Annotated in this window: 16 protein-coding genes; 8 read left to right on the top strand and 8 right to left on the bottom strand. The window is 71.4% G+C overall.

Features of this window, described 5'->3' with window-relative positions; translation table 11 throughout:
- The first annotated feature begins 66 nt into the window (after positions 1-66).
- Positions 67-633, top strand: coding sequence for an NADPH-dependent F420 reductase (locus tag ID574_RS13500; RefSeq protein WP_188189127.1), 567 nt, complete (start codon positions 67-69; stop codon positions 631-633).
- On the opposite strand, the gene ID574_RS13505 is transcribed toward ID574_RS13500, so the two are convergent.
- The 6 genes from ID574_RS13505 to ID574_RS13530 form a co-directional block, all read right to left on the bottom strand.
- Entirely contained in the window at positions 634-2,025 is a 1,392-nt protein-coding gene (locus ID574_RS13505) for an LCP family protein (protein WP_188189128.1), read from the bottom strand.
- Positions 2,026-2,202: 177 nt separating this feature from the next.
- Positions 2,203-2,469 carry a DUF6510 family protein gene (locus ID574_RS13510; RefSeq protein ID WP_188189129.1) on the bottom strand — a complete coding sequence of 89 codons (267 nt, stop codon included), beginning with the start codon at positions 2,467-2,469 and terminating at the stop codon, positions 2,203-2,205.
- 1 nt (position 2,470) lies between these two features.
- Positions 2,471-3,226 carry a ferredoxin reductase gene (locus ID574_RS13515; RefSeq protein ID WP_223166649.1) on the bottom strand — a complete coding sequence of 252 codons (756 nt, stop codon included), beginning with the start codon at positions 3,224-3,226 and terminating at the stop codon, positions 2,471-2,473.
- Positions 3,201-3,800: a sulfite oxidase-like oxidoreductase gene (locus tag ID574_RS13520; protein WP_188189130.1), complete on the bottom strand. Its 600-nt coding sequence runs from the start codon at positions 3,798-3,800 to the stop codon at positions 3,201-3,203. Before ID574_RS13520 ends, ID574_RS13515 begins: the two co-directional genes overlap by 26 nt.
- A gap of 19 nt (positions 3,801-3,819) precedes the next feature.
- Positions 3,820-4,479 (bottom strand): response regulator, encoded by a 660-nt coding sequence (locus ID574_RS13525; RefSeq protein WP_188189131.1) that lies wholly within the window; start codon positions 4,477-4,479, stop codon positions 3,820-3,822.
- Entirely contained in the window at positions 4,476-5,657 is a 1,182-nt protein-coding gene (locus tag ID574_RS13530; protein WP_188189132.1) for a sensor histidine kinase, read from the bottom strand. Before ID574_RS13530 ends, ID574_RS13525 begins: the two co-directional genes overlap by 4 nt.
- Before the next feature lie 219 nt (positions 5,658-5,876).
- On the opposite strand from ID574_RS13530, the gene ID574_RS13535 reads away from it, so the two are divergent.
- From ID574_RS13535 to ID574_RS13545, 3 genes are read left to right on the top strand one after another with little or no spacing between them, the layout of a single operon-like run.
- The gene (locus ID574_RS13535; protein WP_188189133.1) at positions 5,877-6,269 is read left to right on the top strand and encodes a hypothetical protein; all 393 of its coding nucleotides are present in this window, start codon (positions 5,877-5,879) and stop codon (positions 6,267-6,269) included.
- Positions 6,270-6,286: 17 nt separating this feature from the next.
- Entirely contained in the window at positions 6,287-7,726 is a 1,440-nt protein-coding gene (locus ID574_RS13540) for a multicopper oxidase family protein (RefSeq protein ID WP_223166650.1), read from the top strand.
- 39 nt (positions 7,727-7,765) lie between these two features.
- Entirely contained in the window at positions 7,766-10,138 is a 2,373-nt protein-coding gene (locus ID574_RS13545) for a xanthine dehydrogenase family protein molybdopterin-binding subunit (RefSeq protein WP_188189135.1), read from the top strand.
- A gap of 6 nt (positions 10,139-10,144) precedes the next feature.
- Here ID574_RS13545 and ID574_RS13550 read toward each other — a convergent pair whose 3' ends face one another.
- The gene (locus tag ID574_RS13550; RefSeq protein WP_188189136.1) at positions 10,145-10,450 is read right to left on the bottom strand and encodes a DUF2795 domain-containing protein; all 306 of its coding nucleotides are present in this window, start codon (positions 10,448-10,450) and stop codon (positions 10,145-10,147) included.
- Between the two features lie 390 nt (positions 10,451-10,840).
- Between ID574_RS13550 and ID574_RS13555 the strand changes: the two genes are divergently transcribed.
- The 3 genes from ID574_RS13555 (at position 10,841) to ID574_RS13565 (ending at position 13,094) form a co-directional block, all read left to right on the top strand.
- Positions 10,841-11,059, top strand: coding sequence for a hypothetical protein (locus ID574_RS13555; RefSeq protein WP_188189137.1), 219 nt, complete (start codon positions 10,841-10,843; stop codon positions 11,057-11,059).
- Positions 11,060-11,159: 100 nt separating this feature from the next.
- Positions 11,160-11,639, top strand: a complete 480-nt coding sequence (locus ID574_RS13560; RefSeq protein WP_188189138.1) for an ATP-binding protein — start codon at positions 11,160-11,162, stop codon at positions 11,637-11,639.
- Positions 11,640-11,753: 114 nt separating this feature from the next.
- Positions 11,754-13,094, top strand: coding sequence for a polysaccharide lyase domain-containing protein (locus ID574_RS13565; protein WP_188189139.1), 1,341 nt, complete (start codon positions 11,754-11,756; stop codon positions 13,092-13,094).
- Positions 13,095-13,147: 53 nt separating this feature from the next.
- Here the strand turns inward: ID574_RS13565 and ID574_RS13570 are convergent, their stop codons facing one another.
- A complete protein-coding gene (locus ID574_RS13570; RefSeq protein WP_188189140.1) occupies positions 13,148-14,539 on the bottom strand; it encodes an MFS transporter in 1,392 nt (463 codons plus the stop codon).
- 84 nt (positions 14,540-14,623) lie between these two features.
- On the opposite strand from ID574_RS13570, the gene ID574_RS13575 reads away from it, so the two are divergent.
- Complete coding sequence (locus ID574_RS13575) at positions 14,624-15,604, top strand: Lrp/AsnC family transcriptional regulator (protein ID WP_223166651.1); 981 nt, start codon at positions 14,624-14,626, stop codon at positions 15,602-15,604.
- The last annotated feature ends 32 nt before the right edge of the window (positions 15,605-15,636 follow it).

Consider the following 15,636-nt stretch of genomic DNA (forward strand, 5'->3'; position numbering starts at 1 on the left):
GGCCGGGGCCATGTGAGGAATGGCGGCGGCGGCTCAGGGAAGTTCCCGGGGCGAGGTGATCGAGAGATGCGTGTGGGAATCCTGGGTTCCGGAAGGCTCGGCACACCGCTCGGACGCCTGCTCGCGGTCGCCGGCCACGAGGTGTGCTTCAGCGACGCCGACCCCGCCCGCGCCGCGGCCGCCGCGGCGGAGTGCGGCGGGCAGGCCAGGCACGGCTCGCCGGTCGAGGCCGTGCGGTTCGGCGAGGTGGTCGTCATGGCGGTGTGGTGGGAGGCGTTCCCCGCGGTGGTGGAGCAGCTCGGCGGGGCGCTCGCCGGGAAGATCGTCATCGATCCGAGCAACCCGATCACCGAACGGGACGGCGCCGCGACGGCGGTGGCGGTCCCGGACGGGCTCACCAGCCCGCAGTATCAGCAGAACGTGCTGGGCCCGAACGTACGGCTGGTGCGCACGTTCAACACCAAGTACCCCAACGAGTTGCTGGAGCTCGGCACGGCCGGTCAGCGCGGCGGGACGCGGGCCGACATGCCGTACTGGGGCGATGACGACGCGGCCAAGAAGGCCGTGGTGCCGTTGATCGAGGCCGCCGGGTTCACCGCCATCGACGGCGGCGGCCTGTCCGACGCCCTCTGATCACGTGGCGCAGGAGTCGTGGGTGGCGTCGAAGCCCTTGATCGACTCCGTGTCGTCCGCGCGGAGCGGCTTCAGGCCTTTCCAGTCGTCGCCGATCACGAGCACCAGGCGGTTCGTCTGCGCCGCCGGCACCTCCCTGGTCGTGGCGGCGAGCAGGTCCGCGGTGAGCGTGGGCACGCGCGTCTCGCCGTTCGGCCCGTAGAGGATCATGGTCTTGGGCTGCGGCTTGCGGGCCGTGTCGCCGATCCTCGTGATGTGGTAGCCGCGCTGCTCCAGGAAGGCCGCGACCTGGGTGCCCAGCCCGCTGCGCCAGGTGCCGTTGCGCAGCTCGATCTGGATCTTGGAGCGGCCCACCTTGGCCTGGCCGCCCTTGACGCCGTCGACGCTCTGGTCCTTCGCCACGATCTGGAAGAGCCGTCCCGCCTGCGGCTGCACCCATTCGACCCGGCCGGGCTGGGTGAGCGAGTAGTGCCACGGAGTGGTGATGAAGCGGATCTTCCCGGCGTCCAGCCCCTGGAGGCTGGTGGCCAGGTCCTTCATGACGCCGAAGGACAGGCCGCGGTCGGTGGTCACCGCCTTGGTGCCGGCGTCGAGGATGGCCAGGAGCTTGGCGGGGTCGGTCAGCGTCTCGCCGCTCATCACCTTCTTGACCAAGGAGGCGATGAACATCTGCTGCCGCTGGATGCGCCCGATGTCGGAGCCGTCGCCCAGGCTGTAGCGGGCGCGTACGTAGCCGAGCGCCTGCTCCCCGTTGAGCGTCTGCCGCCCGGCCGGCAGGTGCAGCAGCGCCTTCTTGTCGTCCACCCGCTGTGGCAGGCAGACCTCCACGCCGCCCACGGCGTCGACCATGCTCTTGAAGCCGGTGAAGTCGACCTTGACGAAGTGGTCGATGTGGATGCGGGTCAGCGTCTCGATCGTCTTCCAGGTGCAGGCGATGCCGCCGGAGTTGAACGACTCGTTGATCATGCCGAGGTGCGGCCGCTGGCCGGGCAGGCCACCGGTGGCGCGGCAGGCGGGCAGCTGGACCAGCGAGTCGCGCGGGAAGCTGATGACCATCGCGTTGTCGCGCTTGGACGACACGTGCACCAGCATGATCGTGTCGGTGCGCTCGCCCGTGACGTGGCGGCCGTATTTGGCGTTCTTGCCGGTGCGCTGGTCCGAGCCCACGACGAGGATGTTCATCGCGGTGCCTGCGACCTTGGGCGGGCGGGTGGCGCCGAGGTCGTCGGCGGTGACGTCGACGTGTTTGACGTTCGTCAGCTTGACCCAGACGCCGACCGCGATGCCGGCGACCAGCAAGACGACCGTCACCCCGATCGCGATCACCCAGCGCAGCCAGCGGCGCCGTCGTGACGGCGCGCCTGGACCGGAAGGGGGCGCGTCAACAAGCACGTGACTCCCAAGGGACGGGGCCGGAGGGGCCGCCGCCCCTGGCCAAGAGCCTCGCCGTACAGATCTCGGCCGTGGATCGTGCCCGAGTGTACTCAGTCGGGGAGGATCATGCGGGACGACGCGGGTTCACGTCGGTCAGTCTGGGACATCAGGCGGAGCGACGCGGGTTCACGTCGGTCATTCCGGGACGTCCAGGCGGAGCGACACGGCGCCGCGCAGGTCGAGCCAGGCCGTTCCCGGGCCGCGTACCAGCCTGAGCACCACCTCGTCGCAGCCCGGGCAGCGGGCGACCAGGCCGGGGTCGGGGCCGTACACGTGGAGGGAGGCGACGGGGCCCGTCAGCCCGCAGTTCGCGCAGCGGCCGGTGGCGGCGGTGACGTCGACGGCGAAGATCTCGCCGAGTGGGCCCGCCAGGGCGTTGCCGTCCAAATATTCCGCGGTCATGTCAGTCTCCGGTCGGGCCGAATCGTTCGGTTCTGATCCGCTCAGGCGTGTGCCCGAGCGCGAGCAGCAGGTCGGCTGCCGCTTCCACGAAGCCGGTCGGCCCGCACACGTAGCAGTCCGGCGCGAAGTCGGCAGGCCAGCCGCCCTCGGCCAGGTCGGCGAGCGTGACGCGGCCGGCGGGGCGGGCGGCGCCGGGTGGCGCGGAGCGGGTGTAGAGGTAGGTGACGTCGAGTCCGGGCTCCGGCTTGCGCAGCTCGTCGGCGTAGTAGCGGCCGTCCTGGTCGCGCAGCGAGTAGATCAGGCGGAACGGCACGCGGCTGCCCGCCTGCCGGCGCGCCCTGATCATGGCCATCAGCGGCACGATCCCCGCCCCGCCTGCGACCAGCAGCACCGGCGCCTTGCCGTCGGGCCGCCAGACGAACCAGCCGCCCACCGGACCGCGGATCTCGACCTGGTCGCCGGGCTCGATCACCTCGGTGAGGTACGGCGAGACCTCCCCGTCGGCCACCGTCTCGACGGTCAGCTCGATCCGCTCGCCGTCCGCGGGCTTGGCCAGCGAGTAACTGCGTTGCGCGGTGTAGCCGTCGTCGGCCGTCAGCCGCACGTCCACGTGCTGCCCCGCCAGGTGCCCCGGCCAGCCGGGCACGTCGAGGACGAGCGTGCGGGCGGTGGCCGTCTCGGCGCGCGCCTCGTGCAGGCGGGCGGCCCGCCAGGCCAGGCGGCGGCGCACCTCAGTCGCCCTCGTAACGCTGCTCACGCCAGGGGTCGCCGTAGTTGTGGTATCCGGCGGTCTCCCAGAAGCCGGGCCAGTCCTCGTCGAGCAGCCGGATGCCGCGCACCCATTTGGCGGACTTCCAGAAGTACAGGTGCGGGACGAGCAGCCGGGCGGGGCCGCCGTGCCGCGGCTCCAGCTCCTCGCCGTCGAAGCGGTGCACGAGCCAGGCCTGGCCGTCGAGCAGGTCCTCCAGCGGCAGGTTCGTGGTGTAGCCGCCGTAGGAGTGGACCAGCGCGTATTCGGCGGCGCTCTCGACGTCATCGAAGAGCACGTCGAGGGAGACGCCCTCCCAGGTGGTGTCCAGCTTGGACCACTTGGTGACGCAGTGGATGTCGACCGTCGGGGTCTCCATCGGCAGAGCGGTGAACTCCTCCCACGACCAGCGGTGGGTCCGCCCCGTCTCGGTGTCTATGGTGAACTCCCACCGGTCGAGCGGCACCCGCGGCGTCGGCCCCGCCGACAGCACCGGGAAGTCCTCGACCAGGTATTGCCCCGGTGGCAGGCGGTCGTCGTCCCGCCTCTGCCGCCCGCGAAAACCGCGCGAAATGATGTTCACGCCTCATTCCATCATGCGATCAGCTCCGCCGCGGAGTGACGAGGCCGGACTCGTACGCGAAAACCACGAGCTGGGCCCGGTCACGGGCCCGCAGCTTGGTCATCGCCCTGCTGACGTGCGTCTTGGCGGTGGTCGGGCTGATCACCATGTGGGCGGCGATCTCGTCGTTGGACAGGCCGCGGGCCACCAGCGCCGTGACCTCGCGCTCGCGGTTGGTCAGCACGTCGAGCCCCTCGGGCGCCGGTTCGGGGCGGCGGGCGACGTACTCGCCGATCAGGCGGCGGGTGATCGTGGGGGAGAGCAGCGCGTCGCCGCGGGCCGCCACCCTGACGCCCTGCAGCAGGTCGCCGGGCTCGGTGTCCTTCACCAGGAAGCCGCAGGCGCCGGCCCGGAGCGCGTTGAAGACGTACTCGTCGAGGCCGTAGTTGGTGAGGATCACGACGTGGACGTCGCCGAGCCGCTCGTCGGCGGCGATCCGCCGGGTCGCCTCGATGCCGTCCATCACCGGCATCTGGATGTCGACGAGGGCGACGTCGGGCCGGTGCTCGAGGGCGAGCGCGAGGGCCTGCTCGCCGTTCGCCGCCTCGGCCACCACCTCGATGTCGTCCTCGGCCTCGAGCAGGGCGCGGAAACCACCGCGGATGAGCGCCTGGTCGTCCACGAGCAGCACGCGGATCACGAGAGTTCTCCTAGGGCAAGCTCGGGGCGTACGGGTTCTCCCAGAGGCAGCTCGGCGCGTACGGTGAAGCCGCCCTCAGGGCGGGGCTCGGCCCGCAGCCGGCCGCCGAGCGCCGCGACGCGCTCGCGCATGCCGAGCAGGCCCGTGCCGGGCACGGGTGGCGCGTCCGGGTCGGCCTGGCCGTCGTCGTCCACCTGCACGACCAGCTCGTCGTCCGCGTAGTCGATGCGCACAGCCGCGGCGGCCCCGCCGCTGTGCCTGGAGACGTTGGTGAGCGCCTCCTGGACGATCCGGTACGCGGCCCGGTCGACCTCGGCCGGCAGCTCCCGGCGCGTGCCGGAGATCGTCACCGTGGCCGGCAGCCCGGTCGAGCGGGCCCGCTCCACCAGGTCGCCGAGCCGGTCGAGGCCGCTGACCTGGGCCTCGCCGTCGGAGCCGTCCGAGCCGTCGGAGTGGCGCAGCACCTCCAGGGTGGCACGCAGCTCGCGCATGGCGTCCGCGCTGGCCTCCTGGATGGCCAGCAGCGCGGCGGGCACCTCCTCGCCGCGCTTGCGTGCCAGGTGGACGGCCACTCCGGCCTGGACCTTGATGACCGAGATGCTGTGGGTGAGCGAGTCGTGCAGCTCTCTGGCGATGCGCAGCCGCTCCTCGCCCGCGCGGCGCCGGGCCATCTCCTCCCGGGTGCGCTCGGCCTCGGCGGCGCGCTTCTCGACCTGTTCCACGTACGCCTGCCGGTGCTGGGCCACCGTCGCCGTCACGCCGGCCGCCAGGAACCATCCGACCAGCAGCGTGGTGGTCCCGAGGCTTTCCCCGCTCCCGTCGAAGTCGGGCAGGTTCGCCAGCAGGTTGCCGCCCAGGAACACCACGCTCGCCAGCGCCGCCGCCAGCCGATGGCTGGCCCTGACCGCGAAGAACACCGACACCAGCACCGGAAAAGCGGCCGGCGGGCCCGTCTGGAGGTGCGCCGCGATCACGAGCATGCAGGGCGTGGTGACGAGCAACGGCAGCAGGGGCGCCCATCGCCAGGTGACGAGCACGAGGGAGCCGGCGAGGACGGCCGCGAGGTCCAGCGCGCCCGCCCCCGGCGACTCGAACACGGCCAACGACAGCAGCACGGCCACCGTCGCGGCGAGCAGGCCGTCCCTGGCGAGCGGCCGCCACCGGTCCAGAGAGCTCATCCCTGCAGAGTAGGGCGTTTTCACGCGGCGATCCTCCGCAGGAGGGCGTAATCGGTCGCTACTTCCTGCGTAGTACGTCCCGCTGTTCCTGCTTCGGGGGCGTCAGTGCAGAAGCATCCCCGTGCACGACGACCGCGGACCGTCCGGAACAGCACGATGACGACCCATGGACACGACCAGAAACGACCGTGCCGAAGCCCCCGCCACAGGAGGACGATCATGACCGCGCACCAGACCGTCGCACCCGCTTCCTGGACCGCCCAGGCGCTCCGGGCCGTGGTGGTCCTGCACGTCGTCGCGCTGCTGTTCCAGTCGGTGACGGCGGGAATGCTGCTGTCCTCGCCCGGCGGCCGCGGGCTGCACGTGGCTTCGGGCCTCGCCCTGGCCCTCATCGGCCTCCTGCACCTCATCGTCGCGATCATGGTGTGGCGGCCGGGCGGCGGGCCGGCGGGGTTCATGATCGCGGCCGCGTTGCTGCTGGTGGGCACGATCCTGGCGGCGGTGCTCGGCATGGCCGGCGTGAAGTCCGTTCACCTGCCGCTCGGGGTGCTGTTGTTCGGCGGCGGGGTCGCGCAGCTCGGCCGGGTGCTGGCGCGGCCGGCTTCGCCGTGAACCCGAGCCGGCGCGACGTGCTGCGCCTTCTGGGGCTCGGCGCGGTGGCGGTGTCGGGGGTGTCCGGTTGCTCGCTGCTCGCCGGCACCCCGCAGCCTCAGCTGCTCGCGAGTGCCGCTCCCCTTCCGCAGCCCTACAGGGTGCCGTTGCCCGTTCCCGAGGTGGCGAAGCCGGTTCGGAGCGCGGGCGGGGCCGACTACTACGAGCTGGTCGAGCGGGTGGCCGAGGTGGAGCTGGTGCCTGAGCTTCGTACCCAGATATGGGGATACGGCGGGCAGTTCCCGGGGCCGACCATCGTGGCCCGCAGCGGTCGCCGTACCGTCGTCAAGCTGGTCAACCAGCTCGGCGCGCCGACCGTGCTGCACCTGCACGGCGGGCACACGCCGCCGGAGTCCGACGGCTTCCCGACGGACCTGGTGGCGCCGGGGGCGGCGCGCGAGTACGCGTTCCCCCTGGAGCAGCGCGCCGCCACGCTCTGGTACCACGACCATCGCATGGACTACACCGGGCCCCAGGTCTGGCGCGGGCTGGCCGGGATGTTCCTGGTGCGTGACGCCGAGGAGGAGGCGTTGCCGCTGCCCGCGGGGGAGCGGGACGTGCCGCTGCTCATCTGCGACCGGTCGTTCGCCGCCGACGGCACCCTGCTGTATCCGGCGCTGGGCGACCGGCCGGGCGTCAAGGAGGGCTACATGGGCGGCGTGCTCGGCGACGTGATCCTGGTGAACGGGGCGCCGTGGCCGGAGCTGCGAGTGGCCAGGGCTCGGTATCGGCTGCGGCTGTGCAACGCCTCCAACGCGCGGGCGTACGAGCTTGCCACCGGCAGGCCGATGATCCAGATCGGCAGTGACGGCGGGCTGCTGAGCGCGCCCCGCACGGTGCGACAGATCCGGCTCGCCCCGGGCGAGCGGGCGGACATGGTCATCGACTTCTCCGCCTACAAGCTCGGTCAGCACGTCGAGCTGCGGAATCTGGCCGGGGAAGGCGCGCAGGCGCGGGTGATGCGGTTCGCGGTGGACCGCGACGAGGCCGACGACTCGGGCGTGCCGGGGCGGCTGTCCACGGTGGAGGCGCTCGATCCCGGCAAGGCGACCGTGACGCGGGACTTCGAGTTCAGCAGCGGCAGCATGCACGGCGGCACCGGCTGGCTGATCAACGGCCGGCCGTTCGACCCGAAGCGCATGGAGGCCAGGCCCAAGCTCGGGGACGTCGAGGTGTGGCGGCTGACCAGCGACGTGGCCCACCCGGTGCACCTGCACCTCGACCACTTCCAGGTGCTGTCGGTCAACGGCGAGCGGCCGGCGGGGCCGCCGGAGTGGAAGGACACCGTCGAGCTGCGCGACGCCCAGACCGTGGAGATCGTCACGAGGTTCACCGACTACCGGGGCCGTTACGTGCTGCACTGCCACAACCTGGAACACGAGGACATGGCGATGATGGCGAGCTTCGAAGTCGTATGAAGGAGGCCACGCACGAGGTGCGCGAAAGGAGACGCTTATGTGGGCGCCAGGACGCCGCGACGGGAAGACGCCAGGCTGCTGACCGGCAGAGGCAGGTACGTCGGCAACGTGCGCCTGCCGGGCGCCGCCCACGCCTGTGTCGTCCGCAGCCCCATCCCCCACGGCCGGCTGCTCGGCTGCGACGCCAAGGCGGCCTGGGCGGTCGAGGGCGTGCTCGACGTGATCACCCCCGCCGACGCCGCCGATCTGCGCCTGCCGTGCGTCCACATGGCGCCGGGCCAGCGGATCACGTCGTACCGGGTGCTGGACGAGGCGATCAGGTACACGGGCCAGCCGCTCGCCGTCGTGGTCGCCCGCACGCCGGAGGCCGCCAGGGACGCGGCCGACCTGGTCGACCTGGAGCTCGACGAGCTGCCAGCCGTGGTCGGGGCGGAGCGGGCGCTGGCCGAGGACGCCCCGCTGCTCTACCCCGAATGGGGCACCAACGTGCTGACCGACTTCACGCTCGGCGACCCCGACTGCGCGGCCGCCGTGGAGGGCGCCGAGCACGTCGTGGAGATGACGTTCAGGATGGGCCGCGTCTCGCCGTACCCCATGGAGCCGCGCGGCGTGGTGGCCTCCTACTCCGACGAGCAGCTGGTCGTCCACATCTCCACCCAGGCGCCGCACCACGTGCGCGAGCACCTGGCGGACGCTTTCGGGCTCTCCCACGACCGGATACGCGTGATCGGCGGCGACACGGGCGGCGGATTCGGCGGCAAGGAGCACGTCTACCCCGACGAGGCGCTCATCTGCCTGGCCGCCATGCGCCTGGGCCGCCCGGTGAGCTGGACCGAGTCGCCCGGCGACCGCCTGCTGGCCACGCTGCCCGCACGGGCCGCCGTGCACCGGGGGCGGCTGGCTCTCGACGGCGACGGGCGGTTCGTGGCGTTGCAGGTGGACGTGGTCGGCGACATCGGCGCTCACCCGTCGAACACCGGCGCCTCGACGGCCGCGGTCACGGCCACGCTGCTGCCGGGACCGTATCGGTTCGACCGGGTCGCGGTCCGGGTGCGCGGTGTGGTCACCACCACCACGCCCATCGGCTCCTACCGCGGCTTCGGCCAGCCCGAGGGCACGCTGACCAGGGAACGGCTGATCGACGAGGCGGCCCGCAGGCTGGGGATCGACCGGATCGAGCTGCGGCTGCGCAATCTGCTGGGGCCGGACGAGCTGCCCTTCACGACGCGCGTCTACCAGCGGTACGACTCCGGCGACTACCCGCAGGCCCTGCGCACCCTCCACCACCTTGTACGCGAGGGAGTGCCGTTGCCTGGAGGAGGAGCGACGAAGGAGCGACGGGGGAAGGCGGCGGCATCTGGCGACCGAGCCGCCTCACGAAGTGAGGCCATGAGCACGCCGGTGGAGAAGGACGACGGGCGCAGGCGCGGCATCGGCTACTCCTGCCACGTGGAGAGCACCGGTCTCGGGCCGTCGATGGAGCTCAAGGCCACCGGCATCATGGCCGGCGGCTACGAAACGGCCGTCCTGAGGATGGAGCAGGACGCGTCCGTGGTCGTGTCGGCCGGGGTGGCGCCCATCGGGCAGGGCATCGAGACGGCGCTGGCCCAGCTCGCGGCCGACCGGGTGGGAGTGCCGATCGACCGGGTCCGGGTGGTGCTGGGCGACACGGCGGCGACGCCGTACTCGTCGCTCGGGTCGATCGCCAGCCGCGCGCTGGCGATCGGCGGCGGGGCGCTCACCCAGGCCGCCGCCCGGCTGCGCGACAAACTCGTGGCCATCGCCGCGCACCGGCTGGAGGCCGCACCCGCCGACCTGGAGATCGCCGACGGCGCGGTACGCGTCAAAGGCGACCCCCAAGCGTCCCTGACGCTGCGTGAGCTGGCCACGTCGGCGTGGCGCGGCTGGGACCTGCCCGAGGGCATGTCGCCCGGGCTGGAGGAGCGGGTCAGCTACGACCCGGCCCACTACACCGTCGCCTACGGCGCCCACGCGGCGGCCGTGGCCGTCGACCCGGAGACGGGCGCGGTCGAGGTGGAGCGCTACTGGGTGGTCAACGACGCCGGCGTGCTGGTCAACCCGGCCGTGGTGGAGGGGCAGATCCACGGCGGCGTGGCCCAGGGCATCGGCGAGGCGCTGACCGAGGAGATCCTCTACACCGAGGACGGCCAGCCGGTCACCGACTACCTGCTGCCGACCACGCGGGAGATCCCGGACATCACTGTCGTGATGCTGGAGACGCCTTCACCGGTCACGCCGGGCGGCATGAAGGGTGTGGGCGAGGCCGGCACCATCGGTCCGCCGGCCGCCATCGCCAACGCGGTCGCGGACGCCGTCCCGGAGATCGCCGACAGGGTCACGGACGTCCCCCTGACCCCGTCGGTCGTGTGGTCCCTCCTTCGGAGGCCCTGACCTGGCTCACTCCTCCTCGATGGGCTTGCGCTCGACCGGGCGCATGCTCTCGGCCAGCCCTGTTCTGCGGCCCTGCCGACGGTGCTGGCGCATCCGCTCGTCCTCGGTCCGGTCCGGAGCGGGATCGACGGGTACGGAACGCAGGACCTCGGCCAGGCTGGCGTACTCGCCGAGCGGGAGCGTCCGCAGGGCGCGCTCCGCCTCCCAGGTGACCCCGTGGGTGCGGGCGTGCTCCAGGATCCTCTCCTTGTCCGCGGGGAAGTCCAGATCGTTCAGCGCCTCCGCGACGGGTCGGGTGTCGTGCAGTTTCATCTGAATTGTGGCGCGGGGATACCTCGTCCTCCAGGACCGAGAGAAAGCGCCACCCCTCCCTTCGAAACAGTATGGAAAGGATCTGCAACAGTCGGTATCTCCGGCTCGCACCCACCCTCGTCCGGCCGCACGCTACCGGCCTCCCTTCAGCCAGGCAGACCGTGAGAACAAACCCACCCGGCTTCCAACCGGTGGTAGTTGACGTGGCCCTCCTACCCGTGTGGGCGACCTAAGTCATACAAATTGCGATTTCTGGCCGAAGATTCGACCCAAATGGGCTTCTCGTGCGTACACGTTTCGACAGCCGCTTTCGTTCATCCGGACCTCCACGAAAGAGAAGCCGTGCCGGAGTGACCAGACCCAGCCACCACCGATCGGGAGGTGACCTTGGTGATCCGCGACAAGCTGACGGTCCGCGCCGCCTACCGACGCGTTCGTGTGGACACCGTGCTGAGCTGGGTGCAGCGGCTGCGGCGACCGGCCTCCTCTTGCGCTGCGGCAGCGGCGGCCGCACCAAATGGAACCTCCCGCAAGCATCTGCGCGTGCTGCAGCGCGCTGACGGCCACGCCTACATGATCAACAAGGAAGAGTGTCCATGCCTACCCTGACGGCGCTTCGCCTGGTGGCGAACCGCGTTTCCCTGTCCCGCCACGCGGGAGCCCGTTTCCTCGCCGGCATGACAGCCGGATTACCCACGGAGAAGCCCCGATGACGACCACGCTGCGATCAGCTCCCCGGAGCAGGATGCGGAGGCAGCAGTACGCGTGGCCGCTGCGCAAGGACGCCCAGACGGTCGGACACGCACGAGCGATCCTCCGCACTGAACTGTCGGCCCTCGACCTTCCCACCGACCTCGTCTACGACGCCGTACTCATGGCAAGCGAACTGGTGACGAACGCTTTCATGTACGGCGACAGTCCCTACGAATTGATGCTCCTCGTGGACGCCAAGGAGATCGTGTGCGGAGTGGTGGACGGCAGTCCGGTCCTGCCTGCTCCCTCGCCTCTCGACGTCCAAGCCGAGCACGGGCGCGGCCTGCGCATCATCGCCCGGCTCTCCGACGGCTTCTACGGTTGCCACCCCCAGCGTTACGTCACCGAGCCGGACCTCGTCGGCAAGGCAACCTGGTTCGCCCTGCCCCGCCAGGGCGCCCGCTGCAACGTGGTCCCCATCAGAGCTGGAACATAACCCCACATTCATCTCAAAGTCAGGACTTTCGGAACGATCATGTGTAGGGTTTCAGCCGCATGCCGGGAATGATCTTCGTCGAGTGGCGGGACCCGGCCCGTTCTGGAGGCTGACATGTCTGTCTGGAACCTGCGTACCGGTGCCGCGCTCGCGACGCTCACGCTCGCGGCCACGACCTTGGCAGCGGGTCCCGCGTCCGCCGCCGCCCCGGACGTCTACTACGTGGACGCGGTCAACGGCAACGACTCGCTGGCGGGCACGTCGCCCGCCACCGCATGGAAGACCCTCACCAAGGCGTCCGCGGCTTCCCTGGACCCCGGCGACAAGCTGCTGCTCAGCCGCGGCAGCACCTGGCGGGGGCAGCAACTCAAGATCACAGGCAAGGGTACCGCGGCCGCGCCGATCGTCGTGGACGCCTACGGTACGGCCACCGCCCGGCCCGTGATCACCGGGCACACCGAGGCGTGCGTGAGCCTGGAAGGCGCCCACATCGAGGTCTACAACCTGCAGATCGGCCTCCCCACGGACGGCGCGCGCTGCACGTGGGCGGGGATCAAGGTCACCGGCAACGACAACGTCATCGAACGGAACTACATCACCGGTGCCGCCGCCGGCGTCTTCATCGAGAAGAACGTTCTCTATACCGCGGTGACGGCCAACGAGTTCGTCGACAACAACTTCATGAGCAAGAACACCCCGACGCCGGGCAACGACGACTCGGGCGCGTTCGCGATCCTCGTCCAAGGCGACTACTCCAACATCGGCTGGAACGAGATCCGCGGCTCGGACGCCCCCAGCTACGACTACGTGCGGGACGGCGCGGCCGTGGAGATCTTCCTCGGCTCGGGCAATCGCGTGCACCACAACATCGCGATGGACAACGAGACCTTCACCGAGCTGGGCACTAGCAGGGAACTCGACAAGAACGGCAACCCCGTGGACCCCGACGGGACCTCGGGCAACATCTTCGAGTACAACGTGATCGGCGGCCCCGCGACCCAGGCCGGCCTGGTCACCAGAGGCCCGCAGGAGCCCGGAGAAGACCCGGACCCGAACGGCCCGGTCCTCGGCACGATCTTCCGCAACAACACCCTGTTGCTGACCCACGTCGATTCTCAGGGTGTGGTCTGCGACGCGAGTTGCACCAACGCCCACCTGTCGATGTCGCAGAACATCATCCAGGCCGTGAAGAAGACCGCCTACGGTCCGGGGGTCACCGACAGCCACCACAACGTGTTCTTCGGCGCCGCCCAGCACCAGATGGGCGGCTCGGACAACGTCGAGGCGGACCCGCTGTTCGACTCGGCCAACACGCGGCACCCGCTGAGCCTGCGGGCCGGGAGCCCGGCCATCGACCTCGGGGTGACGAGGTTCAGCGACGTCGACCTGACCGGCCGGGCCATCGACGGCAGCGACGGCCCGGTGGACGCCGGCGCCTACGAATACGACAAATAAGCCCCGACCGCCCTCGCCGGGGCTGTGCGCGCGGCGGGGGCCGATGGTCGTGGTCAGCCGGCGGTGTGCGCGAGTGCCGGGCGGGCCCGGCGGACGGCGGCCAGGACGAGAACGCCCGCGACCAGGCCGATCAGCGCGCTCGCCCGGTAGGTGTCGTTCAGCGCCGCGTACGGGGCCGGCTCGCCCTGGTACAGCAGGCCGAGCGCGGCGATGCCGAGGGCGTACCCGAGCTGCCTGACCGTGTTCACCGCGCCCGCGGCCATGCCGGCCCGCGGCGGCGGGGCGAAGGCCATGGCGGCCGAGCTCAGCGAGGGGACGGCCAGGCCCACGCCGACGCCGGTCACCACCAGGCCGGGCGCCAGTGCGGTCCAGGACGAGTGCGGGCCCAGCGTGCCCTGCAGGAGCGCGCCCAGCCCGATCAGCAGCAGCCCGCCGCCGACGGCGGCCCGCGCGGACAGCCCAGGGAACAGGCGGGAGGTCGCGACCGAGACCACGAGGGACGTGGCGGCCATCGGCGACAGCGCCACCCCCGCCAGCACGGGGCCGAGCCCCAGATCCCGCTGCAGCCAGATCGAGGTGAAGGCGAGGCAGGCGAACGCGGCCGGCATGAGCAGCCCCGCCCCCGCCATGATCCCGCTGAAGGACCGGTCGGCGAACAGCCGCAGGTCCAGCATCGGCCGGGCGCTCCGCGTCTCGACCACGAGGAACGCCACGAGCGCCACGGCGGCCGCGCCCAAGGGCAGAAGCGTCCGCGCCGCCGTCCACCCGTACTGACCGGCCTCGATCAGCCCGTACGTGAGCGCCCCCGCCGCCACCGTGAACGTGACCATGCCCGCCCAGTCCGGCCGTCCGCCGCCGGGCAGACGCGACTCCTCGACGGCCCGCACGGTGAGCCAGGCGGCGGCCAGGCTGATGGGCAGATTCACCAGGAAGATGGCCCGCCAGTGCAGGTGCTCGGTGAGCAGGCCGCCCAGCATGGGCGCGAAGGCCGCGGCGGCCCCGTTGACGCCGCCCCACACGCCGAACGCGATGCCGCGCTGCCGACCGCGGTAGGTGGCGCTGATCAAGGCCAGGGTGGTGGCCATCATGGCGGCGCCGCCCGCGCCCTGCACCACGCGGGCCGCCACCAGCACGCCGCCGCTGGGCGCCAGCCCGCAGGCGAGCGAGGCCAGCGCGAACGCGCCCAGCGCCACCAGGTACACCTTGCGCCGTCCGGCGTGGTCGGCGAAGGACCCGGCGGCGAGCAGCAGGGCGGCTAGGGCCAGCGCGTAGCCGTCGAGCAGCCACTGCCCGCCGGTGAACGACATGTGGAGGTCGGTCGTGATCTGCGGCAAAGCGACCATGACGATGGTCACGTCGACGAGGAGCATGAAGGCGCCCAGACAGGCGGCCACCAAGGGCCGCCAGTTCGTGGTCGTCGTCTCGGGAATCCGTGTTTCCGTCATGCGACCACGGTCAGGCACCTGTGCCGATATTCGCTGGAATTGTTGGCCAAAGTGGCGCTTTTCCGTGCGGGTTAGGCTTTGGTGGTGGAAAACATTGCCTTGGACGAGGTAGATCGCGGGCTGCTGCACGCGCTGCAGGTGGACGGGCGGGCCTCGTTCAGCCGCATCGGTGAGGTGCTCGGCGTGTCCGACCAGCGGGTGGCACGCCGCTACCGGCGGCTGCGCTCGTCCGGCATGGTGCGCGTCGTCGGCCTCCCTGACGGGCGGCGGCTCGGCTACGAGAACTGGTCGATCAGGCTGCGCTGCACCCCCGACGCCGCGGTCTCGATCGCCGAAGCGCTGGGCCGGCGCTCCGACACGTTCTGGGTTCACCTGTTGTCCGGCGGCACCGAGATCTCCTGCGGCACGTACCAGCGCACGGCCGATGACCGCGAGTCGCTGCTGCTGCACAAGGTCGCGCGGACCAACCGGGTGCTTTCGGTCATCGCCCATCGGACGCTGCACATGTTCGTCGGCGGGCGGATCGGCTGGACCGGGCTGGCCGCGCTCTCCCCTGATCAGGTGGCGCACCTGGCCGCGGGGCGCGTGTACGCCAAGCGGGGCGACGGCGAGCCGGTGGTGCTCGGCCCCGGCGACGAGGCGCTCCTCGAGGTCCTGCGGCGCGACGGCCGGGCGGCCCACGCCGATCTGGCGGCCGCGACCGGCTGGTCGGAGTCCACGGTCAGGCGGCGCATGGAGCACCTCAGCGCGGCCGGGGCGCTCTTCTTCGACCTGGACGTCCTGCCCACGCTGCTGGGCTACCGGGTGGAGGCACAGCTGTGGATGTCGGTGCCGCCGGCCGAGCTGCACGCGACCGGGCGGGCGCTGGCCGGGCACCCGGAGATCGCCTTCGCGGGTGCGACGACGGGCCCGAACAACCTGATGGCCAGCGTCGTGTGCCGCGACGACGCGGCGTTCTACCGCTACATGACCGAGAGCCTGGGCGCGCTGCCCGCGATCAGGCACATCGAGACCGCACCGATCATCAGGACCATCAAGCGGGCGGGGGCGGTGCTCTCCGTGTGACGACATCGGGTGCTCGGCGCGCGGGCGTGGGC

The organism is Nonomuraea sp. SYSU D8015 (assembly GCF_008065375.1).
Classification (GTDB): domain Bacteria; phylum Actinomycetota; class Actinomycetes; order Streptosporangiales; family Streptosporangiaceae; genus Nonomuraea.